This window comes from Belliella buryatensis, assembly GCF_900188245.1.
GTDB classification, from domain to species: domain Bacteria; phylum Bacteroidota; class Bacteroidia; order Cytophagales; family Cyclobacteriaceae; genus Belliella; species Belliella buryatensis.
This window is the reverse complement of sequence record NZ_FZOK01000003.1, coordinates 1-25730: the sequence shown is the minus strand read 5'-3', so window position 1 is coordinate 25730 and position 25730 is coordinate 1. Positions and strand designations below refer to the sequence as shown.

The window sequence follows — 25730 nt, the reverse complement described above, 5'->3', positions numbered from 1 at the left end:
TGACTTATAATTTCACAAAAAGTCAACATCCCAAGCTGCCATGAAAACTTTAACCTTACCATTTTTACTTGTGGCACTACTTATAAGCGGCTGCGCCAAGAGAAACCTTACCTATTTTAGTGATATAGAACCAAATTCTAATTATTCGATTGCAGTAAGGGAGGTGTCTGAAATCAGAATTAAACCTTTTGATAGAGTAAGAATTACAGTCAATAGTCCCAGTACGGAGGCAAATTTACTTTTTAATAGGGGGAAAGTTGCAGAAAATATTGAGACCATCAATGGCCTTGAAATAAGGCAAGAAAGTACTGATCAGAATATCTATTTAGTAGGCAAAGAAGGGTTCATTGAATTTCCAATTTTAGGACAAATAAAGCTTCAAGGTCTGACTTTACATGAGGCTCGGGAAGAGTTGAAATTTTTACTCAAATCTCAAGTGAAAGAACCTAGCGTGAACCTCATCATTACAAATTTTAAAGTAACAGTCATAGGAGAAGTCAATAGGCCCTCAAATTTTCTGGTCGGATCTGAAAGGATAAATATTTTCGAAGCTATAGGATTGGCTGGAGACCTTACGCTCTATGGCAAAAGAGAAAATGTGCTCATCATGCGGGATATTGAAGGTGTAAGAAACGTGTACAGAGTCAATTTGAATAATAAGGATATCTTAAATTCCCCCTACTATTATTTACAGCAAAATGATATCATCTATGTAGAGCCTCACGGGCAAAAAGAAAAAGATGCTAAAAACAACTCCACTTTGATTACTGTGCTTTCGGTCGCTTCATCTGTCTTGGTTGCAATAATCTTCAATTATCAAAATTTATTCAACTAACATGAAAAATTCGGATGTATTGCTCGATGGATTTGGACTAGAAGGAAAAGGCCTGAATAATAGAAGAACGATCAGGAGTTACTTGAAGTATAAATGGATTTTTATTTCTGGCATATTGCTCGCCATTTTGTTAGCTGGAATTTACATGTTCTATACTGTACCTCAATACTTGATATCAAGCAAAATAGTGATAAAGGATAGGGAGAAAGGTGTAGATTTTTCTGACAACCCCTTGATGAAAGAATTGGATAGTTATAGGTCTTCAAAAATCATTGACAATGAAATAGAGGTGTTTAAATCAGTTCAGTTGATGGAAAGTGTATTGGAAGACTTAGATATTTTGACCTCTGTCTTTGCAATAGATAAACTTGGGAGACAAAAGGAGTTTTATAAATCTGATAGCCCCTTATTGATAGACTGGCCTGACAGAGAGTGGCAGTATGAACTAAAGGATGATGAATATAAAATAGAAATTCTTGATCAAAATAGGTTCAAGCTAACGGTAGATAAAGACGTCCGAATGCACCGTTTCGGTAGTCTTGTATCTGGACACTATGGGCAGTTTACCATTACTCTGAGAGAGGGAGTGTTGATTGATTCTCTTGAGAGCAAAGTGTATAGTGTCTTTTTCAATAGTGCGGAAGCATTGGCAAGAAATTATAGCGCTGCTCTCAAAGTGGAGCCAACTAATAAGCAATCCAGTGTACTTGAAATATCCAGTTTGGATAATCTTCCCAAGCGTGGCATAGCCATAATTGATAATCTCATTCTAAAATATAATTCACAGACCGAAGATGAGAAAAATCAATCTGCATCTACAGTTGTTTCTTTTTTGTCTTTGCAGTTGAATACACTAGCCAATGAAATTGATGCTATAGAGGGTGACATAGAGCGATTGAAAAATCAGAATCAAATAAGTGATATCGAAACTGAAGCAAGACTATATCTAGAAGGATCAAATCAAAACCGGAATCAAATTTCGGAATATAGAACTCAAATTCAAGTTATAGAGTCCATTCTCAATTTACTCCGCAATAGCAAGGAAGACAATACGAGTACTATTCCATCGGCATTGACATTGAATGACGCAGCACTTGTAAACGCCGTAGAAAGTTATAACTCATTGCAAAGGGATAAGGAAAGGCTATTGAGAGATGTCCAAGTGTCAAGTCCCTTAGTAGTAGCAATCAATGATAGGATATCAAGCCAAAAAACCTCGATAAATGAGAATTTGAATAATCTAAAGTCAAGTCTTCAAATAGCGATAAGGAACTTGGAAGTCAATTCATCTAGGTATGAAGGTAGATCTTCAAGAATTCCTCAGATAGAGAGGGAGCTTCAGGAGATTACGAGACTCCGACTGACCAAATTAGAGCAGTTTCAAGATTTGAATAGAAAGAATGAAGAAGCTCAAATGTCTTTGGCTGCTACCACAAATTCTTTTTTGAGGATTGTTGATACTGCTAAAGCTTCATACAACCCAGTGAAGCCCAATGTAGTAATTATCATGGCTTTTGCTATTATTATGGGCTTTGGTATTCCATTTTTAATTGTTTTTGCAAGAAATTTTTTCAACAATAAAATAGAAACCAAGGCGGAGGCTGAGCAATTGACCAACCTACCTGTGGTGGCTGAGATTTCTGTAGATGAATATGGCGAAAACCTCGTTTTTTCAAACAGGTTCAAGTCACCAGTAGCTGAACAGTTTCGTTTATTGAGAGCTAATATCTTTGCTTTCAATCAAGCTAAAAAGAAAGCGGTGATTTTGGTAACATCTAGTGTTTCCGGAGAGGGTAAGACTTTTTGCAGTATCAACATAGGCGCTAGTTTGAATTTGATAGGCAAAAAAGTAGTGGTTTTAGAGTTTGATTTAAGAAAACCCACCTTACTCAAAAGCCTGAAAATGCCTAAGGAAGCAGAGGGGATCATTGAATATCTCAGCGGTGAAAATGATGACCTTCATGGTTTAATCAAAAAACATCCCAATCAAGAGAATTTTTATTACATAGGTTCTGGTCATATAGTATCTAATCCTGCAGAGATCATGAGCTTACCCCGAATGGGGAATTTGATGAAAGAGCTCAAGTCAATGTTTGATTATGTAATCATAGATACTTCCCCTATTGGGATGGTGCCAGATGCTTTGTCATTGTGCAAGTATGCTGATATAACCTTGTACATTCTGAAATCAAACTACACTACGACGGATCATTTGAGTTTTCTTTCCAATTATGGAGTACTGGAAAGAATGAACCATCCCATGCTGATTCTCAATGGAGTGAATGTAGTCAATGGATATGGCTACGGCTATGACTATGCTCCAGTGCTAACTTAAAATTAATTTGAGATGATAGAGAAGTTTAGATCAGGTTACCAAAAAATATCAACCTATCTAAACGATGGACAAGAAAGGAGTGTCAAAGCCAAAAAGAATATTCTAGGGGCTCTTTTGATCAAAGGGACAAGCATCATGATCAGTTTAGCTATGGTCCCTTTGACTATTGATTATGTCAATCCTTCCAGATATGGGATTTGGCTTACCCTTAGCTCCATTGTGGGCTGGTTTGCATTTTTTGATATAGGGTTGACACAGGGACTCAGGAATAAATTTGCAGAAGCTCTGACTGATGGAAACAAGGAGCAAGCAAGAATATATGTCTCTACTACTTATGCCACGCTGACTCTGATCTTTTTCTTGGTTTGGATTGTGTTTTTGGTGACCAACAGCTTTTTGGACTGGACGGCCATATTGAAAGTGGATTCAGCCATGGTTTCTGAGCTTTCAATTTTGGTTGTTATCGTATTTACTTATTTCTGCCTACAATTTATACTCAAGACCGTCACGTCAATATTGACAGCAGATCAACAGCCTGCACAAGCAAGTCTAATTGAACTTATCGGTCAATTTATTTCTTTACTTTCCATCATTTTTTTGGTTGTCTTCACTGAAGGTTCGCTGATCAATTTAGGTTTGGCACTTTGCATTAGCCCAATAGTAGTATTGTTATTTGCCAACCTTATTTTGTTTAAAGGGAAGTATCGTGATTTCCGTCCGAGTATGGCCAAAGTGGATTTCAAGCATGCCAAATCTTTATTTCAACTAGGAGGTAAGTTTTTTGTAATTCAAATTGCTTCAATTGTCCAATATGAATCTGCAAATATCATCATAGCCAGGAATTTTTCTACCACCGATGTGACAGCTTTTAATGTAGTTCATCGCTATTTTGGAGTGCTCAACATGGCCTTTGCTATATTCTTGACACCCTTTTGGTCGGCATCGACGGAGGCTTTCTTAAGGAAAGATTTTCAATGGATCAAAAGCAGTATCAAAAAATACAATAAACTGAATTTGTTGTTATTTTTTGTCGGATTGGTGATGTTGTATTTTGCTCAGGATATCTATGACTTATGGCTTGGTCAAGGCACCATACAGATTGATTTTCAGCTTTCGATGTGGGGATTTATATTTTTTATCCTTTTCGTTTTTGGGAGTAAGTATGTGTCATTTCTCAATGGAATCAGTGCTTTGAGGATTCAATTTTGGTCTAGCATGTTTAGTCCAATACTCTACATTTTAATAGCAATCACATTGATTGGGCCATTTCAGATGGGAGTTAGTGCCTTATTTATAGCAGCGATTTTTGCGAATGTAAACGGGGTAGTGCTTGCACCTCTTCAGTATTATATGGTCGTGGACAGAAAAAAACAGGGGGTTTGGTTAAAATAAATTTAAAGCATTATGAATGTACTACATCTTCAATACGGATCATCTTCCTCTGGTAACTACACCATTACTCTTCATGAACTTATGCTCGCAAATGGGATTAATTCTTCTGTACTTTCCTTGTTCAGTAATTTTATCCCCAAAGATCCAAGCATCAAATGGCTTGGGAAAATACCCAATTTTAAAGCTGGAATAGATTTCAAAATTCAAAAATACCTCAATAGAAAAAACCATGTAGAATATGGGGATTTTAGCTATCCAATTTTTGGCTCGGACATTTCCAACCATGTATCTGTATCCAGTGCTGATGTAATCTATGTGCACTGGATTTTAAATGGCTTTTTGAATCTCAAAAGTTTATCAAGATTAGCAGAACTAGGCAAACCTATGGTATTCGTATTGCATGATATGTGGACTTTTACAGGAGGTTGTCATCATAGCTTTTCTTGTGAGAAGTTTACTGCATCTTGTGGCAATTGCCCGGTATTGGATGGTCAGAAAGAGAAAGATAGATCTTATAAACTATTCAAGAGGAAGGAGAAATTCTTCCTTAATAAGCCTCATTTGTATTTTGTAGCCCCGAGTGAATGGATGTTGGATAGAGCGAAGGCTTCTAACCTACTGAAAGGAAAAGATATCAGAAATATTTTCAACTCTGTTTCCGAGCATATAAAGGAAAAAAAGGGAAGGTCAGGGAAATTTATTCCTATAGGCTATTCAAAAAGGATAATCGGTTTTGGGGCGAATGACTTAATGAGTCCATATAAAGGATTTACATTTTTATTGGAAGCACTTCAGATCCTCAATCGAACTGAAGGGTTGGAGGATTGTGAAGTTTTGGTCTTTGGGGGGAATGTGCCTATGAATGTCACTCAAGCAATTCCTTTCAAGGTCAATTTTACAGGTTTTTTGACTTCCGAGCATGATATTAATGAAGCATTCAATTCAATGGATGTCTTTATAATTCCATCTCTTGCTGATAATTTACCTACAACCGTTCTCGAAAGCTTAAAGTGTGGAGTTCCTGTAGTTGGATTTCAAACTGGAGGGATACCAGAGATAATTGATCACTTAAAGAATGGGTACTTAGTCCCTAAATATGACGCTCAAGGATTGGCTGAAGGGATCTTATATTGCCTGAATAGTAAGATCAGAGGATATTTAAAATCGGAGTTTGCTTCTTCCACAATAATAAAAGGTCATAAGTCACTTCTCAGTCAAATCTTATCCAAAGCCTTATGAAAGCGCTCACGTCTAGACATATCCGAATAGCGTTTTTGAATCAACTCAGTTTAAGTGAGACAAAACGAATCAATTTATTTTTTTTAGGCTTTATTTTATATTCTTTAGGCTTTGCATTAGCTGCGACGGGGCTGATTAATTATATCGTGTGCAGTTCTATTCAAGTCGTGGGTGTTTTTCTTTTTTTTCCTGCTATCATCTCATTAATCAATTTCAGAATTGAGAACGGGTACTTGAGGATTCTTTTTTATTTATACCTCTGCTATCTCATCACCATAATTTTTAGAGGTTTTATTTTCGAGTATTTTTTGATGCGAAATCTTTTGATTGATGCCTGGTATGGCTTGTTTATTTATGCAACTCCTTTGGTTTTTCTATTCCCGATGAAGCTTGGGTTTTTTAAAAAATTAATTGATGCGACAAAATTGTTTGCTATACTTTCATTACTGATTTTCTTACTTTTTTCGGCTTACATACTACTCAAGTCTAGTGACCAAGCCATCGTGATGACAGAGATATTTTCTAGATCACTAGGGCTTGCAGCAGGCTTTGTTTTGTTCACATTTCCCTATCATTCTTGGAAGACAAACACATTATCTTTTACTGTAATCATCAGTATATTCATGTTGGCGACCTTTCATGGGAGAAGGGGATTGATGCTCTATATGGGATTGATCTTGATGATTGCAGGATTGATTTACTTGAGTAGAGGAGAAAACCGACTTCTTATGGGAGTAATACTTTTGATGCTCTTCTCCTCTGTGGTACTTGTAGGAGCAGAGGCATTAGATAAATCAAGTCTTTTTTCTACTGTAATGGACCGCGGGTTAGAAGATACAAGATCTACAGTTGCGATCTGTTTTTATGAAGACATGAGTGATAGAGATTGGCTGATTGGAAAGGGACTGATGGGCCAATACTTCTGCCCTGGGATAGACTGGGATGATACTACTTTGTATAGGAGTGTCATCGAGACAGGATTCCTTCAAATCATCCTTAAAGGAGGAGTGATTAGTTTAGCCTTGTTATTATTGATCATGATTCCAGCAGCTTTTTTGGGTATTTTCTTTTCTGAGAATTTGATATCAAGGGCATTTGGTTTATGGATTTTTGTAGGCATTGTAAATATGTATCCATCTTCTGTCGACACCTTTACCTTGAACTACCTGATGATGTGGATTGGAGTAGCGGTTTGTTACAGCAGTGAAATTAGGAATCTAAATGACGCTACTGTCATGCAATATTTAAAGAAGTTATAGATGAAAAAATCCCAAAGAATACTTGTTTTGAATCAGCCGTTTGACAATCAAACAGGTGGAGGAGTCACGCTTTCCAACTTATTTGCAGGTGTAGATCCAGATCAAATCGCGGTAGTCTGTGGAGCACAACTCATCAATGAATATACTGATTTTGGTAAAAGTCATCACTATTATCAGCTCGGTTCACTAGAGCAACGATGGACTTTTCCGTTTAATCAGTTGAGCTCAAAAAACTTCTCTGGTGAGATGGAAGCGAATGGGGGAATAACAGGAAGTAAGGGGTCTGTCTTGAAGAAGGATTCTTGGAAGGGCGCATTAGTCAATGAAATGGTTTTTCCAATGATCAAATACCTAGGGATTTATCAAGCTTACTTTGTCATTAAACCTTCAGAAAGTTTATTAGTCTGGATAGATCGGTTTGAGCCAACCCTTGTCTATGCTCAAGCAAATAATATCCAACAGCTGAGGTTTTGTCAAGAAATTTTAGAGGCGCTTGACATACCTTTTGTTTTTCACATGATGGATGATTGGGTTTCTTTAGGAGGCCAATCCGTGCTATCGAAAATAATTTGGAAAAAATCAACTGAAGGGCTGTTAAGAAAACTATTCGGAAGCTGTGATCAAGTGCTTACAGTGAGTGATTATATGTCAGAAGAATATCTATCGAGATATGGGATAGCATCGGAAGTATTTCACAATCCAGTAGATGATGAATTCTGGTCAATGAATCAAAAAACTAATTTGGAGCTAGCAATTCGGCCAACAATATTATATGCAGGCAGGACAGGGCTTGGAATTGACGCATCACTGGTATTGATGGCTAGAGCGGTGTCAACGCTTAATGAAAGCTTGAAGCAAAAGATAAGCTTCGTAGTTCAAACCCAAAATAGACCAGATTGGATTGGTGATTTTGAACATGTGACTTATAAAGAGCAAGCACCTTATGGTGATTTGCCTCGCATTTTTGCAAATGCAGATTTGTTATTTCTACCTTATGATTTTTCGGAAGCCTCGCTGCAATTTATCAAATATTCCATGCCAACAAAGGCTTCTGAATATATGGTATGCGGCACACCAATCCTGATCATGGCACCAAAGGATACAGCTGTGGTGAAAAGTGCATTGAAGTTAGGATGGGGATATGTCTTGAATGACAATCGGGTTGAAAAGCTAGTGGAATCATTAAAAATAATGCTTTTTGATCCAATAGCAAGGTTAAGATTATCTGAGTCGGCAAGGAATGTTGCGAGAAATTATCATACCAAATCAATTGTCCAAGCTAGGTTCTTTAAGACCTTGGATCGTTGTACTAAACAACAGTAAAATGGATAGGCTTTTCTTTTACCCGAAAGTGGATTTCACAAAAGTTGATTCTCCGAATCCATATATCATGAACCTTGAAGCGGAACTCTCCAAGCATTTCACCATAATTAATGAAAATGATAATAGGGGTGGGGTTTTGGAGTTTTTTGAGAATCTGAGACAAACAGATGTGTATTTATTCAATTGGGTGGAAAATTTCCCAATTTATCGCTTTGGAAAATTTCAAGTATTGTTCTTTATTTTTTTCACAAGAATTGCCAAGGTGATGGGTAAGAAGATGATCTGGATACTACATAATAAGTATTCTCATGCAACAGAGAAGAATTTTTGGACAGATTTGATGTATAAGATTTTGATTCAAAAGTCAGATTTGATCATTACCCACTCCAAAGAAGGGGTTCGGTTTGTCGCTGAGGAGTTTGCTGGGATGGAAGGGAAGGTTCACTATTTTCCACACCCTACCAAGTCAAAGTTCAAAAATATAGACCACCCTTCAAAGGAATATGATTTACTTATTTGGGGCGCTCTGCACCCCTACAAGGGAATAGCTGAGTTTTTAGAATTTTTGGATTGTGACAAAAGTAAAGGGCAAGCTGTAAAGGTATTGGTTATCGGAAAATGCTTTGATGAAGCCTACCTCAGCAGGTTGAATGAATGTCTAGGAGTGAATGTAGCTCATATCAATGAATTCAAGACACTTGAACAGATCTCGGTTTATGCAGAGAAGGTAAAGTATGTTTTTTTTCCATACAATTCTCCTTCCCTATTGAGCTCAGGAACCTTGATGGACTCATTGAGGATGAATACAAAAATTCTCGGTCCTAAGATCGGTGCATTTAAGGATCTTTCTTATCTAAACATCATTGAAAATTATGATGCTTTTGAGGATGTGAGGGAAATACTAAGCAGTTATAAGGAAGTTCAAACTGAAGATAAGCTTCAATTGGATGGATTTTTTGAAGAAAATACTTGGGAGCAATTCGGCTTTGAACTAACCAAGTTATATGATGGGTTGGGCAAAAAAGAACATGAATTCATAAAAGAATAGCGCTATGTGTGGAATAAATGGATTCGTGGATTTGCAAAATGATTTGTCTGAGACAAGGGCTGGGATTCTCAGTTCCAAGCTCAAGAAAATGAATCAGTTGACCGCTCATCGGGGTCCTGATTCTGATGGTTTTTTCTTCAAGGATAAAGTTGGGTTTGCATTCAATAGATTGAGTATTATAGATCTATCCAGTAATGCTGATCAACCCATGGCCAATGAAGCCTTAGGTTTGGCCATTATTTTCAATGGTGAAATTTATAATTACTTGGAACTAAAAGTAGAACTCCAAAATAAGGGATATACTTTTCAGAATGAATCTGATACTGAAGTGATTCTCCTAGCATACAAGGAATATGGAGAGTTTTGCGTCCATCACTTCAATGGTATGTGGGCATTTGCCATTTATGATTTTCGGACAAAAAAAATATTTTGTTCAAGAGATCGTTTTGGAGTCAAGCCATTTTATTATGCGGTAAGTGTTGGGGTGATGTTCTTTTCAAGCGAATTGAAGGCTATCCACTCGGCATGTGGCTTAAATAAAGCCAACTTCGGGAAAGTCTATGAATATTTGGCATATGGCTACAGGGTAAATGATGGCGAAACTTTTTTTGAGGATTGCTCTGAATTACTTCCCGGCACAAACCTTATCATTGAATCAGCTCAGATTGAAACGCATAGGTATTGGCAATTGGGGGAAAACCACACAAAGCACGATCTGAAGGTTAGTTATGAAGAAGCATATCTAGCACTTTTTGAGGATGCTGTTAAAATCAGGTTTAGAAGTGATGTGTCAGTGGCTATTATGCTTAGTGGAGGTTTAGATTCTACAGCTATAGCCAAAGTTGCCGATCGGCTGATTGAATCAGGTTGTTTACATGATAATATCTTGCATGCATATACTGCCTCGTTTCCAGACTTTGAGGATGATGAGACAGCCTTGGTTCGGGAGTTTGTGGCTACCTGTGATCACATTAAGCTTCATGAAATGCGGATTGAAAAAGAGGAATTGGTATTGGACTTTGAAAAATCACTTGCAGAATTAGATCAACCTTTGGGTTCTTTTGCTTCAATAGCTCATAATAAGATTATGAAGCTCTGTAAAAAAGAGGGAATCAAAGTGGTGCTCAATGGACAAGGAAGTGATGAGGCTTTTGCAGGTTATATTCAGTACATAGCAGGTGTTTTTCTAGTTTCAAAACTCTTTAAAGGTCCAGTTGAGTTTTGGAAAGAATATATGGCTCTAAGAAGAATCAATGGTTATTCCAATATCTTCCTTATTTCTCAGATGTTCAAGGCAGTTCTTAATCAATCCACTGCGTCCTATTTACGTGCAAAGTATCGAGAAAAAACACTTGATATTTTAAATCCTGAATTTGTAAAAAAGAATAAGACACATTTTAAGCAATTCTATAAGTTTTCATTTGGAGCAGATAGTTTTAATAAATACCTCCTTCATCAGATTAATTATCAAGGAATCAATACAATACTTCAATATGAAGATAGTTCGTCAATGAATCAATCCATAGAAATAAGATCCCCATTTATGGATTATAGATTGATGGAATTTGCTTTTTCAATTCCAGTGGAAATGAAATTTTCGAAAGGGATAACAAAGAAAATTCAAAGGGATACTATTGGGAAGGATTTACCTTCATCTATTTCTAGAAATAGGAAAAAGATCGGATTTAGGACACCATTTCTGATTTATTTAGAAGACAATGATGATTTCAAAAAACTAATTTTTTCTATTTTGGATAGGGATAGTTTTAAATCTAGAAAGATTTGGGATGCATTAGCAATCAAGGAGAAGTTTGCCAATGTAAAAGAAAATAAGGAATTCCCTTTTTGGAGAATTATTAATCTAGAAATATGGGCTAAGGCTTATGGAATCAATAACCTCTAAATCCTCCTATCATGAAAAAAGTAACTATCATATATAGAACCATTCCGCAATACAGGGTCGAGTTTTATAACCAGCTTAAGGCATTTCTATTAAAGCAAAATATTCAGCTTCAGCTGATTTATGGGGATAATGGATTTCAGGGGAGAAATGATTCGGTGGATTTACCTTGGGCTACTTTTATAAAAAATAGTTCAGTTCAGATAGGAGATATAGCCTTGATATGGCAGCCTTGTCTGAGTCTTCTTAGAAATTCAGATTTAGTAATTGTGGAGCAAGCCAATATGCTATTGATCAATTATCTTTTGATTTTGAGAAGAGTATTCTTCCAAAGGAAATTTGCTTTTTGGGGACATGGACAAAACCTACAAGTGGCCAAGGATGGTCTCTATAATAAGTTCAAGATGACATACATTAATCAATCTTCTTGGTGGTTTCCTTATACAGAAGGTGTAAAGAGATTTTTGATTGAAAAAGGTGTCAAAATGGAAAAAATCACTGTAGTTCAAAATGCGATCGACACCCATACATTAAGGGCTCAATACCTCTCTTTTGCGGATGAAGAGATCGCTCAACTGAGATTAGATTTAGGGATAGACTTGGATGAAAAAGTATTGATTTACTGTGGTGCACTTTCCAGAGAAAAGAACTTGTCTTTCCTACTAGAATCTATTATCAAACTCAGAAAGCTTTATTCAAAGAGTTTTAAGCTTTTGATATTGGGCAGTGGGCCTGAGCAACTTGCTATAGAAAACTTTGTGAAAAACATTGAATATATCACATATCTAGGGCCGAAGTATGGAATTGAAAAAGCCAAGTATTTTAGGCTAGCAGATATTTTTGTTTTACCAGGAGCTATGGGCTTGGCTGTTTTGGATGCATTTGCATATGAGACCCCCATAGTTACTATAGAATTTCCCTTCCATGGCCCTGAGATCGAATATATCAAGAATCATCATAATGGCTTTATAGCCAAGAATGATATATGCGATTTCAATGACAAAGTCCTTCAGCTGATGCAAAACACCGATTTGAGATATGCCTTCAAAGCTCAGGGACTTGAAGCATTGAAAACATTGAACATTGAAACTATGGTGCAGAATTTCGGCAATGGAATACTTGCATGTCTTTCCAAAAATTAAACCCAAATATTATGAAGAAAATACTTTTGATAAACTCTTATTCCTTTGATAAAATCTATGAAGATTGGGTAGAAGGTAGAAGTCCTGGACATTTTCTATTTGGCAAAATAGACTTAGAAAAACTTGAGGGTTTTGAAGTTGATATCCTGCCATTTGAAAAGTATCCGCTACTCAATCGAATAGGTAGGTTTTTCAGAATCAACTTCCTTGATCAACAGTTGAGGACATTCCTTTTAAGAAAAAATTATGATATCATCTATGCCCCTTTTCCATTGAGTAATACAAGGCTTTTGACTATATTGAAATATTTGGGGATTTTCAAAAAACCAATTGTAGCCTTAGGTCATCAAAACTTGTATTCCCCGCCTTTGGAGGGGCAAAAACACGGGATCAAAAGAAAGCTTTTATTACAATATGACCGAATAGGGTTTTTGAGTAGCGAATTACTGAAGAAAACTAGTTTGGATCTCGCGATTGACCCTGATACAATTCAAAATCAATTTACTCATTTAAATTGGGGTGCAGAGAAAAGCTTCTATGAAGGCAAAGATCAATCAATCCCCTCAGAAGAGTCAAGTTTTGCAATCTGTGCAGGTGCTACAGACCGGGATTTTGAACTGATTATTGAAGTTTTCAGAGAGATTGAATTTCCTTTAGAGATTTATTGTACTCCTGCCACGATTCCAAAAGTTGTAGACCTTCCAGCACATATTACCATCAATGCTAATTTCATTCCCTATATAGAACTCTTAGAAAGGTATAGAAAGTCACGACTTATTCTTATTCCAATCAAGAAAGAGACGATCAACTCTGGGAGGACTTTAGGGCTTACAGTTTTGCTAGATGCTATGGCTATTGGTAAGCCGGTGGTAATGACAGCCAATAAATATGTTGATATTAATCCCAGTTTAGCCGGTTTTGGAGTTACGATTCAAAGTCACGAAGTGGAGGCTTGGAAACCAGTTTTGCTCGAATTGCTTTACAATCATCAGAAACTAAATCAAATGGGGAAAAAAGCCAAAAGTCTATTTGAAGAGAAATATAATTCCAAATTATTCGGGGACGAACTCGCAAGTTTATTTAGGAATCTATAACTAAAGTGAATGAATATTTTTTGACTAAGCAAGTGAAATTCACTAGTTTAATTTTTTTTGAAAGTGTAGTGTCCTATGATTTTTTTGTTTTTTGACTATTATTCTAACATTGGATCTACTTTTTGCATGAGGATGCAAGATTAATTTTTCACAAAAATATTAGATTCATATTTTCATTTGACCAAGCTTTAGCGCTCACACCTCAAGTCTTTTTCTTTGTTGGTGCACTGGTATAATTTACTATATTCTTTTGGGAAAAACATACCCAATGAAGGGTGGATGAACCTTAAGTACGAAATATGGAATTCATAGCTCCTAGTTTTATGTTTTATTAAACTTTTTTTGGGTAATAATTCCTATTTCTTTATTCTAAAAATTATTTTAAAACAATAAAAATGTATTTTAAATACAAATAAATGTTGTTTAATAATAAAAAATCCTTAACTTCAGATATGGTATTTTAAACACTGGAGAAATGGAAGGAGATGATAAAATCAAAGTTGGATTAGTTGGTACAGGTTGGATTATCAGAGGATTGGTCAAGCTTTTATCAGGCAATAAGGAAATGACTATTTCTGGTGTTTTAACCCGAAGACAAGGAGTTATCAATGGTTTAGAGATTGCTAAAGAACTTGTATTTCAATCACCTGAGAAATTTTTTTCTAAATCAGACATAATTGTGGTCAGTACAGGAGATCCTATTTATAGTACAGCTGTCATTTTTGAAGCATTCAAATATAATTTACCAGTAGTGACAATGGATGCTGATACGATGGTGACTACTGGTACATGGCTTTCAAAGCAGGGTTTGATCACGGAATCCAATGGTGATCAGCCTGGTTGTTTGGCTATTCTCAGGAAAGAAATCATGGAAATGGGCTTTGAGCCTCTTGTCTATGGTAATATAAAGGGGTTTAGAAACCTGAACCCTACAGCAGATGACATGAGTTATTGGGCACTAAAGCAAGGCTACTCTTTGAATTCTGTCACCTCATTCACAGATGGAACAAAGGTTCAGATCGAACAAGCATTAGTAGCTAATGCATTTGATGCTGGGATTTCAAAACAAGGTATGGAAGGTTTTGAAACTGAAGATTTTGTCAACTCAGGTTTTATGTTGGCTGATTTAGCTAGCCAATCAGGGTTGGTGATTAGTGATTATATTTTATCTAAAAGTGCGCCACCGGGTGTATTCATTGTTTCAACCCATAGAGAATCTATGAGGACCGAATTGCAAACTTACAAAATGGGTGATGGGCCTTATTATCATCATTACAAACCCGCACATCTTTGTTTTTTTGAAATTCCAGGAACCATAAAGAGACTCTTGGAAACCAAGGAAGTCTTGATCAACAATGGTCAGCACCCCAGCATCAGTGTAGCAGCCATTGCAAAAAGGAAGCTAGACAAGGGTGATTTTATTTTGAACGGAATAGGGAGTTTTGATATTCGAGGTGAGGCAGTCCGGATATGTGAAGAACCTAATCATGTTCCGGTAGGGCTCATGCAGAATGTAGTAATCAAAGAAAACGTCGAAGCAGGCCAAATCATTACTTTCTCTGATATAGACATTCCTCGTTCCATGGCCTTGACAGCTTGGAATGAGACCTTAAAAGATCAAAAAGTGAATATAGAATTTGACTTGATAGTCGAAAAACTAAATAATCAGCCATGAAAACAATTAATGTAATCCTATCTGGAGGAGTAGGAAGTAGGCTCTGGCCACTATCTCGTAAATCACGTCCTAAGCAGTATTTGCCTTTATTTGATGGCAAGTCACTTTTTGAATTGGCAGTGGAAAGAAATAAGAAAATCTGCGACAAAATCTGTGTAGTAGGAGGTATCGATAACTACATGCTTTCAAGAAATATTTTGAAGAAGTTAAAAGTAAAACCCTATTCGGAAATTGTAGAAGCTTTGCCTCGCAATACAGCTGCTGCGATTGCATTTGCGGCGTTTGAAGCTGATTCGGATGACATTTTGGTAGTGACTCCATCAGATCATTTGATCAATAATGAGCAAGAGTATCAAAAAGCCTTGAATAAAGCCATAGCCAAAGCAAAACAAAATTTCATTGTCACTTTTGGACTAAAGCCCAAAAGTGCAGAGACTGGTTTTGGATATATTGAATTTGTCGATCATGATGTGATCTCCTTTAGAGAAAAGCCCAATAAAGAACAAGCAGCTTCTTATTTAAAGTCAGGAAATTTTCTTTGGAATAGTGGTTGTTTTTGTTTCAAGGCAGGTGTTTACTTAGAGGAGTTGAGTAAGTATGAGCCAGAAGTATATGAAACTAGCAGAAGGGCTTTTTTCAAAAGTAATGGAATTTTCTTGAATGAAATTCTTTCTCAAAAGATTCCTTCTATTAGTGTTGATTATGCTGTAATGGAAAGGACAACCAAGGTTAAAGTGATCCCTTCCTTTTTTGAGTGGTCTGATATGGGAAGTTTTATGGCAATATACGACACTATTCCCGCCGAAGATGCAAGGAAGTCTACAACTAACCTTTCCTTGAATACCAAAAAACTCGTAGAGTTTGTAGGGGTTGATAACTTAATTTTGGTTGAGACAAAAGATGCCATTTTGGTTCTCAATAAACACAATGCTCAAGATGTCAAAAAAGTCTATGAAAGACTTGAGATAGAAAACCCTACCTACTTAAGATGACGTCATGATTTCAAAAGATTCAAGAATATATATTGCTGGACATAGAGGCATGGTTGGTTCTGCCGTGTGGGATTTGCTGCTAGCCAATGGTTATTCAAACCTCCTTGGACGAAACAGTCAAGATATTGATTTGAAAAACCAACTGGAAACAGAGTATTTTTTTGCAAGTGAAAAACCTATTGTAGTTATTGATGCCGCGGCTAAGGTTGGTGGAATTATGGCAAATAAGGATCATCCCTATCAATTTTTGATGGAGAATATGAGGATACAAAATAACTTGATAGAATATGCTCTCGAGAATGATTGTAAGAAATTCATTTTTCTAGGAAGTTCGTGTATTTATCCAAAACTCTCCCCTCAGCCCATCAAAGAAAGCTATTTGCTTAGCTCACAATTGGAGTCTACGAATGAGGGATATGCCTTGGCAAAGATAACGGGCGTGAAAGCTTGTGAATACATAAGAAGGCAGTTTGGCAAGGATTACAACAGCTTAATGCCAACCAACCTTTATGGCCCAAAGGATAATTTTGACTCAGAGACCTCACATGTTTTGCCTGCAATGCTTACAAAGTTTCATCAAGCTAAGATGAATGATCATGAAAATGTAACACTTTGGGGTACAGGATTCCCCAAAAGGGAATTTCTACACGTGGATGATTTGGCAAAAGCTGTTTTGTTTGCTTTAGAAAACAAGCTCCCTGAAAACCTTTATAATATTGGAACAGGCGAAGAGATCTCGATTTCAGATTTAGCATTGATGATTCAGGAAATTGTGGGGCATAAAGGCCAAATCTTATGGGATTCACAAAAACCAGATGGTACACCACGCAAATTATTGGATGTTTCAAAAATGACAGCATTAGGCTGGTCGGCAAAGATTAAACTCAAAGATGGTATCAAGTCAACCTATCAATGGTATTTAGAAAATTCATATAATCTGAAGCAAGTTAAAATCAATACATAGTCCCTGAATAACACAAAATGAAAACATCTAAGATAAAAAAAACAGCTCTGATTACTGGGATTACCGGACAGGATGGAGCTTATCTATCTGAATTATTGCTATCTAAAGGGTATATGGTTCACGGGATCAAAAGGAGAACATCTCTTTTCAATACAAATAGAATTGACCATTTGTACCAAGACCCTCAATCAGATAATTGTAATTTCAAGCTGCATTTTGGTGATATGACGGACTCTATGAATCTGACTAAGATCATACAAGAAACACAGCCAGATGAAATCTATAATCTTGCGGCTATGAGTCATGTCAAAGTAAGTTTTGATATTCCTGAATATACCGCAAATGCAGATGGAATAGGAACATTAAGATTACTGGAAGCTGTAAGATTACTTGGAATGGAGAAAAAGACAAAAATTTATCAGGCGTCTACCTCTGAACTTTATGGAATGGTTCAGGCTGTCCCTCAGTCAGAGAACACCCCTTTTTATCCTAGATCTCCTTATGCAGTCGCCAAAATATATGCTTACTGGATTACTGTAAATTACAGAGAAGCATATGGAATGTTTGCATGCAATGGGATTCTTTTCAACCATGAATCGCCATTAAGAGGGGAAACTTTTGTCACTCGCAAGATCACTAGGGCCGTTTCCAAAATAGCACTGGGTTTGCAGTCTGTACTATACATGGGAAATCTCAATGCCCGCAGAGATTGGGGTCATGCAAAAGATTATGTCGAAGCCATGTATTTGATCTTACAGCAAGAAAAGCCTTCTGATTTTGTAATTGCCACCGGAATTACTACTAAAGTTCGAGACTTTGTAGCTTTAGCTTTCGAAGAAGTAGGATTCCTCCTGAGATTTGAAGGAGAAGGGATAGAGGAAGTCGGGATTTTGCATGCTATAAATCATGAGGTGGCATTCCAAGCATTGGGAGACCTGAGTTTTCATGTGAAGGAAGGCGATGTTCTCGTGGAAATTGATTCTTCCTATTTCAGACCCACTGAGGTAGATTTATTGATAGGAGACCCTAGTAAATCAAATAGTGAATTGGGTTGGAAACCAAAATACAATTTGGAGAGCCTTATTAAAGAGATGGTTCATGCCGATATAGCTCTATTCAAAAAAGACATAGCACTGATCAAATCTGGCCATGCTGTTTTATTGCAAGAGGAATAGTATTGGCATCTCTAAACTATTGATCAGTTAGGGATGCGCTGTCTAACCCAAAATTTGCTTTATAATTTCTGAGCCACGGAATATATGTTAATACGAATTCATCCGGCAGGGCGAAAATAATCAATCGCTTCACTGTATTTAGCTCACTGACCATAAAAGTGCCTGTGCTTCATTCGCTAAATATTTTGTTTTTTTGTGTTTTACTTCTTCAAGAAAGTCACAGTAATAGGCTACTACAATCTCTCATGTATAATTTTTGCTTAATTTTTCATGATGAATTTTTTGGTAATGACAATCTCTCCACCATAATGAATCCGAAGAAGATACAGGCCTGGGCTAAGTCCTAGCAAATCTAAAGTCACTTCATTTTCTGACAATTCAAAAGCAAAATTCTTGGTGGTTCTACCATCTAAAGAAACTACTTCGGCTGTCATTTGATAAGTAGTTTCTATGGTATTAAATATTAAATTGAGGTATTGGCTGGTAGGATTTGGACCTATTTTGAAGTCATTGATATTCAGGTCCCTATTGAGTTTGTTTTCTTTTAAAAAGATGCTGACTAATCTTTCATCTGTGGTATTGACTCCGTTGATGTCTGTTGCGACAGCAGTGAGCAGTAAATCTCCAACCACGTCAGCTTTCCAATTGAAGGTAAAATCCCCGTTGGTACGACTGCCTAGTAGTATATCATTTTTATAATAAGATACTTTCGAGATTTCTGTAGACTCTTCTAATATTTCAATATCTAATTTTAAAATATCGCCTTCGATGAATTGAGGGTCCTTCTTTGGCAATATCAATCGGATCTTTGGATTTTTAGGTCTTTGCTTTACTTGTATTTGAATCACATCTGATGTTGTAACAGCTCCATGATTGTCTGTCGCTCTGGCAGTAATGTTGTGTTTTCCATTTCCAGCATTGCCCCAATTGTAGTTGTATGGAGATTCGTAGTCTGTTCCTATCAGAGTATTTCCGATATAGAATTCCACTTTCGAAATTGTCCCATCGCTGTCTTCAGCAATTGCTTTGATACTAATCACATCCCCTTGAGTAAATTCTGCATTGTTTCCTGGTGATATGATAGTTACAGTAGGTGGTATATTTTTTACCTCAATCACTTTGATGGTGATCGTTTCTGTTGTTCCTTCTGATCCATCTGAGTTTGTTGCTTTTGCTGATAGATTATATACCCCTAATGGTAAGTTTGGAACTGTAATTTGATAAGGTGCATTATTTACAGTGCCAACAACATTATTATTGATTGAAAAATCAATTTTTACAATATTTTGTTTCTCATTTTCACTAATAACAGATAGTTTGATTGGGTCAGACACAAAAAAAAAGTCATTAGGGGCTGGTGTCAACCAACTGATAGTAGGGCTTATAGCTTCTTTTTCAACATTTACTTGTATAGGAGTAGAGGTTGTCTCCTGACCATGTTGATCTATTGCTTTGGCTTTGATTAGATAGATTCCTGTGTTTTCAAATATATGATCATGTGTATATGGTATTTTATCTAAAGTCTTCAGCAGTTTGTCATTCAAGTAAATCTCGACTTGCTTGATTTCTGAATGTTCACTTTTTGCGTCAATATTGATACTCACTTTGTTCCCTTGTTTTATTTCTGCATTTGGTTTAGGATTTAGAATTGTTACTGTTGGAGGTTGTGGAGTTTTTTCTTCATCATTACTCACCTTAATCAGCGCAATAGCGGAGAATGGAGGAATGTCAATTGAACCAGAATGGGGTATGTTGTATGCATCCACATAATTTCCGCTTATATTTTGTTTTTGAGAAGTTCCGGTAGCATTGTAAGCGAAGAATAGATAATCTTCAGGTTCATTATAGGCTATATTAGCTTCAATAATTTCAAAATCATCAATGGAGAAATTGAAATTATCTACTCCTGATTTCATGATCAAGTTTGCTTTTTCTGCTCCAACCTTATTGAAAAAAGGAATTTCAAAGGCAGTAATTTTATCATTGATTTCTACGCCTTTGGACCCTGAGAGCGTTTTCCATGGTGTTTGAGCTTCTCTGATAAATATTTCTAAATTGCCCAGCGTACTTCCTTTGATTTTGAATTTAAGCATATAGCTTGTTTCTGGTTTCATTTTACCTAAGCTGAAGTTGATTTCAGCGTCTTTCTCGGTATTGACAGCTATGTGACCATCTTGGAAATCACCGGTATTTTTCCAAAGTATGGAACAGTTTTTACAGAAAGTATTATTGCCATTGGAATCAAATTTTCCATTTGGGAAAAGATTACTCCCAATTTCCGTATAGGCGCTATAAGCTTGGTGATTGATAGGGCTGAGTTTCCCATTAGGGTCTTTATTCCAGCTTTTCAGATTAGATAATTGGGACTTCATTTCCCAAGTTTGTTGATTGAGATACTTAGTAAGGAATCCAAAATCATTTTCAAAAGGTCTGATGTAAAAATTACTGTTGAAAGAGCCCATTTCAGCTTCATCTTCTTTGATGGAGGAGGTGTTGATGAAATTTGCCCCTTCTGTGATAGAAAAGATTCGATTTCGTTCTATTATAATATCCCTGACTGGGTCGCCATATTGATCGTGATTGAGGTAGATTCCTTCAAATGCGTTATAAAATAAATTATCTAGAATCTTAATATTTCTCGCATTGTGTAGGTATATCCCGTGTTTTGAAATATTGGTAATGGTGTTATTTTGGATCAGTACACCTGAAGTGTTATCATCAATATAGATTCCTTCTACAGGTATAGGGTCTATTAGCCCATGTTTGTTTGTTCCATTACTGTATCCCAGTCCGTTGACAATGATATTATCCTCTATGATTCTTCCTGAGGAGTTTTTATTATCCCATCCTTCCCAGATATAGATCCCCCCTCCATCAGTTTTATGAATGCAAAAGTCTTTAATATAATTTTTGCGAGCTACAGAATTATCACCACCAAAATTGATTCCAATGTACCCCGTATTGAATACTTTGTTGTTCTCGATTAGTCCATTATGAGACCTGTTGCTTGTGTAGATGGCTTGTCCATTGAGGTCCCCGCTATTGGCCATTCCTATAAATGGATAAGTGTTAGTGATGAGGTTATTTTTAAATGTTATGTTTTGGCTCGTATTTTCGGCATACAAGGCGTTATTTAAAGAAAAGTCTATTTCGCAGTTTTCCACAGTTAGGTGGTTAGAAATTATTCCCCTGACAGCATATTCACCCATATATTTGATAGTGGAATTTTTGACCTGTACATGTGTACCTTCATTGATTAGGATACCTGTTCCATTTGCACCTCGCATTTCCAATTCGTTGAATTCAATGTGGCTTACTTTCCAAGTCAATTCGATTAAATTGCTTTTTGTACTGATGTCAACTTCGGGGAAGTTAGTTTGATTTCCAAAAAATACATAAAGCTTCTTGTTGTTTATATCATAGTACCACTCTCCATATTGATCCAAAGTTTTGATATGGTTTTGGATGAAAAATCCATAACCATTGGTAACTGGGTACTTGCTTTGAATATCTGTGAAGTTGATGTTCCCGGAATTATTGTTTGTAATCACATGCCTATCATGTACCCAAGGATTTTTCCTGATGATTATTTCAGCACCTGTCCAGTTTTCATTGTTTCCAAAATCAGAAGAAGAAAGTTGTGTACTTGAACTTGATGAATTGATTATTTTGAATCCCTTATTACTATCATTGAAATTGGGAAATCTTCCCATCTCTTGAATTTGACTATCTACGGTGACGACATTTACCCTCCCTTCTACAGAAGTTTCTAGGTTAGAAACAAATATGCCATTACCAACTGAAGTCCATTTTGATATGCTTTGCATGCCTGTAAGTACTGGTTTTGTTCCGGAACCATATGCTCCAAATACAATAGGCAGTGTTGAGCTTCCAGATTTTGTAATCTTGATAGTCCCAAAAAATACTTCACCCCTTTTAAAAAGAATTTGATCTCCTGGAGATAGACTCCCCATTATGTTGTTCAGTTTTTCTATCGATCGCCAAGGTGTATTTTCATTTTGGGCTTGGACTGCTGTCCTTGAGTCATCTCCTTGTAGACTTGAAAAATAGTATGTCGCTGCCTCAACTCTAAACAGAGCTAAGACAAAACTGAGTATAATCAATGTTCCCCTCGCTTTCATAATTCCCACCCTTTCCTGTAATTATTAATTTTACTCCCACTGGCCTCTAACTCCTTGATAAATGAACATTGGGATTATTTTGATTACACTTAAACTGCACTTCAACTATCAATTTTTGGTAATTGAGGTTTTGAATATTCGATAATGTATTTAAAACAACATTTTTATGTCTTGATTTTGACTAAATCACTTCGATAATTAAGCTCATAAACTATTAATAATCAAAATATTATGAAGATTTATTTTTAAGTAAGTTTCACGTATTTTCAATAAAAAATGACATTTTTTTTTAGCGTAATAGAGTTTTTGATTGTAATACTAAGTTTTATCTTCTTCAATGCGGATTTCAACCTTTAGAATGAATTGTTTCCTGAAGAAATAAGATCAATTTCAGTTGTTTTATTCCGTATAGAATTAATTTTTCAATATTCTTTGATCAGGTTGATTTTACTCATCTTAGGATAAGTCTAAAGGGGTTTAATATTATTTATAAATACATAAAAATGTTATTAGAATAATAAAAATTGTTTTTCATATATTATATCTATCTTTATATAGGAATGAAATAAAGAATTAAACTCCTACTAAACCAACGACTTATGGACCAGATACTTCTTCAAAAATACAAAACTGTTGACCTTTTGGGTTTTTCTATTTTTTGTGATCCTTTAAGCAGAATTGATTTCAATAGAAGAACAGTTATCAATACCATTAATCCTCACTCTTATCATATTACATTACAAGATGAAACCTTTCGTAGGTCTCTCGAAGTTTCTGATATTTTATTACCTGATGGAATTGGGATTGTAATTGCTAATAAGTTGATCAACAAAACCAAAATTCAGAAGATTGCAGGATTTGATTTATTCATGCATATTTTAGAAAGTAAGAAAAGTGAACCCATCAAGTGTTTTTTTCTGGGGTCATCCTCACAAACATTAAAGAAAATAGGTGCTAGGCTTAGTAGGGAGTATCCAAATGTAGTATTTGCAAGTTTCTCACCACCATTTACCAAAGATTTCACAGATGAAGACAACGATGAGATAGTGGGCTATATCAATAGTTTTAACCCTGATTTTTTGTTTGTAGGAATGACTGCACCTAAGCAAGAGAAATGGACAAATTCCAATTTAAAAAATTTGAATGTCAATGTTATTTGTAATATAGGAGCAGTCTTTGACTTTTATGCTGGTACGACTAAAAGAGCCCCTAGCTATATGGTCAATAATGGCTTAGAGTGGTTACATAGATCTTTGCATAGTACTAGACTTCTTAGAAGGACCTTGACTACTAGTCCGTTATTTCTTCACTATATTTTTTTAGAATATATGCGTCAGCTTGTAGGTTCTCGTGGTTCAAATGTCAATGAAGCGGATACTCATAGCGCTCATGGATTTCAAGGTAAAAGCTGAATCTATAACTTTTGAATAATGATTATAGATTTCTTTGTGGTTTTACTGGGCACCATGTTCAGTGAAACTATAATGAATATTGATATTTCTAAATATGTATTTATGATAATTTTGACGATTGTTTCATCAGCTCTTATATCTTTTGGAATGAGTATTCTTTTCCTTCCTTCTGTGATTTCTTTCTTGATTTACAAGAAAATTGGTGATCGGTTGGATAGCAGGAGAATGCATACAGTGTTTACCCCAACTGCTGGTGGATTAGGCGTGCTTATTCCATTTTTTATTACTGTATTTTTGTTTTCTATCCCAATATTTTCATTTGAATTACTACTCTTGTGTAGCTGTATTATTTTGGTGTTTTTTACAGGTTTAATCGACGATTTATATAATTTAAGCGCTAAAATCAAGCTTTTTATTATTGGGTTCTTGGCCATTCTTGTGATGGCTTTTACAGGCTTGAAAATAGACAGCTTCTATGGTTTATTTGGTATTGGGGCTTTATCAAACATTTCGAGCTATATTTTGACTTTACTGGTGATAGTTTTCTTGACCAACGCTTTTAATTTAATTGATGGGATAGATGGTTTGCTCAGTACGATATCCTCTTTTATTTTGATGGTATTTGGAGCATGGTTCTTTTTAATTGGTGAGCAGACCTACGCTTTGATCGCGCTAGCTTTATTGGGTGCCATAGCTGGTTTTCTGATGTTCAATTGGTTTCCTGCGAGAATTTTTATGGGAGATACAGGTTCATTAAGTATTGGTTTTACCATAGCGGTACTATCTATTGCGTTTTTGAAAACTAATCAGGGGCTAGCAATAGATCATTTTTACAAAATTTCCTCACCAGTTGCTTTAATCATTTCCCTTTTAGTATTTCCAATATTTGACACATTTAGGGTTTTTATCTTGAGAATTATCAATAAATCCTCGCCATTTTTAGCGGACAAAAGACATATTCATCATTATTTATTTAGCTTGAAACTTGGCCCTCGCAAAGTTGTGGCACTCTTGCTTTCTTTTGACGTAATACTATTTTTTACTATTCTATTTTTTAATAGATTTTCTGACACTTTACTTGTTACTTCTCTTATTGTTTTTCTTTTAATATCTAGTTTTGGTATGCACCTCTTTAAAGTAAGTTACTTTAATATGATCGCAATACCAGCTATTCAAGAGCTAGAACTTGAGGTAAATTAACTTTTTGAACTAGATATCTAAGTAAGAAAAAGCTTCATTACTTTAAATTTAAGCACTTAAAAGCTTTTTGAAATGATTTATAAGAGTTTGAAAATGTATTTTACAATAAAAAAAATGTATTTAAAAATAAAATATCTGTAGTTTTATTTGGATATGAAATACAAAAAAATGTATTTTTACAGCAAATAAAATTATTTGATAAGTTTTAAACTCATTTAAAGGTTTGAATTTATCAAGATTAGGGACTTAAATATTACAGGTATGGGACAAAGTTTTATCAAAACAAGCTATTTAGCATGGTTTAAGAACCTTTTAGGATTCTTAATGGTAATCTCGAATTGTAGATCGATTCAGATTTTTAATGAAAGTATCAAAACCAGTATTCAGAGATTTTTTGGTCTGACCACAGCTTCTGATGTTAATTCAGGTTTTCAAATCAGCAATTTTCAAGTTCTTGTAATTACCGTTGAGGAAACTCATTCGGGTGCTACACTTAAATCCTAAGATGATGAAAGGGATTTTTAAAATAACAATGATGACAATGCTGATGGCCATGATGGCCATCGGCGGAGTCGAATCACAGCAGCTGCCACAGTTCAGCCA

The 25730-nt window shown here is 35.8% G+C and carries 18 protein-coding genes; 16 read left to right on the top strand and 2 right to left on the bottom strand.

The genetic code is table 11. From position 1 onward, the window contains the following. Positions 1-40 precede the first annotated feature (40 nt). From CHB66_RS03695 to gmd, 14 genes are all read left to right on the top strand, one after another. Positions 41-835 carry a polysaccharide biosynthesis/export family protein gene (locus CHB66_RS03695; protein WP_089238133.1) on the top strand — a complete coding sequence of 265 codons (795 nt, stop codon included), beginning with the start codon at positions 41-43 and terminating at the stop codon, positions 833-835. A 1-nt stretch (position 836) separates the two neighbouring features. Further along, positions 837-3170, top strand: a complete 2334-nt coding sequence (locus tag CHB66_RS03690) for a GumC family protein (RefSeq protein WP_089238131.1) — start codon at positions 837-839, stop codon at positions 3168-3170. 12 nt (positions 3171-3182) lie between these two features. Continuing rightward, positions 3183-4562, top strand: coding sequence for an MATE family efflux transporter (locus CHB66_RS03685; protein WP_089238129.1), 1380 nt, complete (start codon positions 3183-3185; stop codon positions 4560-4562). A 12-nt stretch (positions 4563-4574) separates the two neighbouring features. Beyond that, entirely contained in the window at positions 4575-5801 is a 1227-nt protein-coding gene (locus CHB66_RS03680; RefSeq protein WP_089238127.1) for a glycosyltransferase, read from the top strand. Next, on the top strand, positions 5798-7060 hold the full coding sequence (locus CHB66_RS03675) for a hypothetical protein (RefSeq protein WP_089238125.1): 1263 nt from the start codon (positions 5798-5800) through the stop codon (positions 7058-7060). Before CHB66_RS03680 ends, CHB66_RS03675 begins: the two co-directional genes overlap by 4 nt. Further along, positions 7061-8383, top strand: coding sequence for a glycosyltransferase (locus CHB66_RS03670; protein WP_089238123.1), 1323 nt, complete (start codon positions 7061-7063; stop codon positions 8381-8383). 1 nt (position 8384) lies between these two features. Next, positions 8385-9431 (top strand): glycosyltransferase family protein, encoded by a 1047-nt coding sequence (locus tag CHB66_RS03665; RefSeq protein ID WP_089238121.1) that lies wholly within the window; start codon positions 8385-8387, stop codon positions 9429-9431. Between the two features lie 4 nt (positions 9432-9435). Continuing rightward, a complete protein-coding gene (gene asnB, locus CHB66_RS03660; RefSeq protein ID WP_089238119.1) occupies positions 9436-11334 on the top strand; it encodes an asparagine synthase (glutamine-hydrolyzing) in 1899 nt (632 codons plus the stop codon). A gap of 11 nt (positions 11335-11345) precedes the next feature. Then, a complete protein-coding gene (locus CHB66_RS03655) occupies positions 11346-12473 on the top strand; it encodes a glycosyltransferase family 4 protein (RefSeq protein ID WP_089238117.1) in 1128 nt (375 codons plus the stop codon). An 11-nt stretch (positions 12474-12484) separates the two neighbouring features. Continuing rightward, complete coding sequence (locus CHB66_RS03650) at positions 12485-13567, top strand: glycosyltransferase family protein (RefSeq protein WP_141107364.1); 1083 nt, start codon at positions 12485-12487, stop codon at positions 13565-13567. 475 nt (positions 13568-14042) lie between these two features. After that, a complete protein-coding gene (locus tag CHB66_RS03645; protein WP_089238113.1) occupies positions 14043-15242 on the top strand; it encodes an NAD(P)-dependent oxidoreductase in 1200 nt (399 codons plus the stop codon). Then, positions 15239-16234 (top strand): mannose-1-phosphate guanylyltransferase, encoded by a 996-nt coding sequence (locus CHB66_RS03640; protein WP_089238111.1) that lies wholly within the window; start codon positions 15239-15241, stop codon positions 16232-16234. The genes CHB66_RS03645 and CHB66_RS03640 overlap by 4 nt, the downstream gene beginning before the upstream one ends. A gap of 4 nt (positions 16235-16238) precedes the next feature. Next, entirely contained in the window at positions 16239-17198 is a 960-nt protein-coding gene (locus tag CHB66_RS03635; protein WP_089238109.1) for a GDP-L-fucose synthase family protein, read from the top strand. Positions 17199-17215: 17 nt separating this feature from the next. Further along, on the top strand, positions 17216-18373 hold the full coding sequence (gene gmd / locus CHB66_RS03630) for a GDP-mannose 4,6-dehydratase (protein WP_089238107.1): 1158 nt from the start codon (positions 17216-17218) through the stop codon (positions 18371-18373). A gap of 260 nt (positions 18374-18633) precedes the next feature. Here the strand turns inward: gmd and CHB66_RS03625 are convergent, their stop codons facing one another. Beyond that, on the bottom strand, positions 18634-22515 hold the full coding sequence (locus tag CHB66_RS03625) for an Ig-like domain-containing protein (protein WP_089238105.1): 3882 nt from the start codon (positions 22513-22515) through the stop codon (positions 18634-18636). A 599-nt stretch (positions 22516-23114) separates the two neighbouring features. Between CHB66_RS03625 and CHB66_RS03620 the strand changes: the two genes are divergently transcribed. After that, positions 23115-23927 carry a WecB/TagA/CpsF family glycosyltransferase gene (locus CHB66_RS03620; protein ID WP_089238103.1) on the top strand — a complete coding sequence of 271 codons (813 nt, stop codon included), beginning with the start codon at positions 23115-23117 and terminating at the stop codon, positions 23925-23927. A gap of 147 nt (positions 23928-24074) precedes the next feature. Continuing rightward, the gene (locus CHB66_RS03615; protein ID WP_170932423.1) at positions 24075-25127 is read left to right on the top strand and encodes an MraY family glycosyltransferase; all 1053 of its coding nucleotides are present in this window, start codon (positions 24075-24077) and stop codon (positions 25125-25127) included. A 423-nt stretch (positions 25128-25550) separates the two neighbouring features. On the opposite strand, the gene CHB66_RS16870 is transcribed toward CHB66_RS03615, so the two are convergent. Beyond that, a partial coding sequence (locus CHB66_RS16870; RefSeq protein ID WP_170932422.1) for a hypothetical protein occupies positions 25551-25730 on the bottom strand: 180 nt, incomplete at its 5' end.

Coding starts and splice junctions, on each gene's coding strand:
- CHB66_RS03695 (WP_089238133.1), top strand. CDS start 41: ATGAAAACTTTAACCTTACCATTTTTACTTGTGGCACTACTTATAAGC.
- CHB66_RS03690 (WP_089238131.1), top strand. CDS start 837: ATGAAAAATTCGGATGTATTGCTCGATGGATTTGGACTAGAAGGAAAA.
- CHB66_RS03685 (WP_089238129.1), top strand. CDS start 3,183: ATGATAGAGAAGTTTAGATCAGGTTACCAAAAAATATCAACCTATCTA.
- CHB66_RS03680 (WP_089238127.1), top strand. CDS start 4,575: ATGAATGTACTACATCTTCAATACGGATCATCTTCCTCTGGTAACTAC.
- CHB66_RS03675 (WP_089238125.1), top strand. CDS start 5,798: ATGAAAGCGCTCACGTCTAGACATATCCGAATAGCGTTTTTGAATCAA.
- CHB66_RS03670 (WP_089238123.1), top strand. CDS start 7,061: ATGAAAAAATCCCAAAGAATACTTGTTTTGAATCAGCCGTTTGACAAT.
- CHB66_RS03665 (WP_089238121.1), top strand. CDS start 8,385: ATGGATAGGCTTTTCTTTTACCCGAAAGTGGATTTCACAAAAGTTGAT.
- asnB (WP_089238119.1), top strand. CDS start 9,436: ATGTGTGGAATAAATGGATTCGTGGATTTGCAAAATGATTTGTCTGAG.
- CHB66_RS03655 (WP_089238117.1), top strand. CDS start 11,346: ATGAAAAAAGTAACTATCATATATAGAACCATTCCGCAATACAGGGTC.
- CHB66_RS03650 (WP_141107364.1), top strand. CDS start 12,485: ATGAAGAAAATACTTTTGATAAACTCTTATTCCTTTGATAAAATCTAT.
- CHB66_RS03645 (WP_089238113.1), top strand. CDS start 14,043: ATGGAAGGAGATGATAAAATCAAAGTTGGATTAGTTGGTACAGGTTGG.
- CHB66_RS03640 (WP_089238111.1), top strand. CDS start 15,239: ATGAAAACAATTAATGTAATCCTATCTGGAGGAGTAGGAAGTAGGCTC.
- CHB66_RS03635 (WP_089238109.1), top strand. CDS start 16,239: ATGATTTCAAAAGATTCAAGAATATATATTGCTGGACATAGAGGCATG.
- gmd (WP_089238107.1), top strand. CDS start 17,216: ATGAAAACATCTAAGATAAAAAAAACAGCTCTGATTACTGGGATTACC.
- CHB66_RS03625 (WP_089238105.1), bottom strand. CDS start 22,515: ATGAAAGCGAGGGGAACATTGATTATACTCAGTTTTGTCTTAGCTCTG.
- CHB66_RS03620 (WP_089238103.1), top strand. CDS start 23,115: ATGGACCAGATACTTCTTCAAAAATACAAAACTGTTGACCTTTTGGGT.
- CHB66_RS03615 (WP_170932423.1), top strand. CDS start 24,075: ATGAGTATTCTTTTCCTTCCTTCTGTGATTTCTTTCTTGATTTACAAG.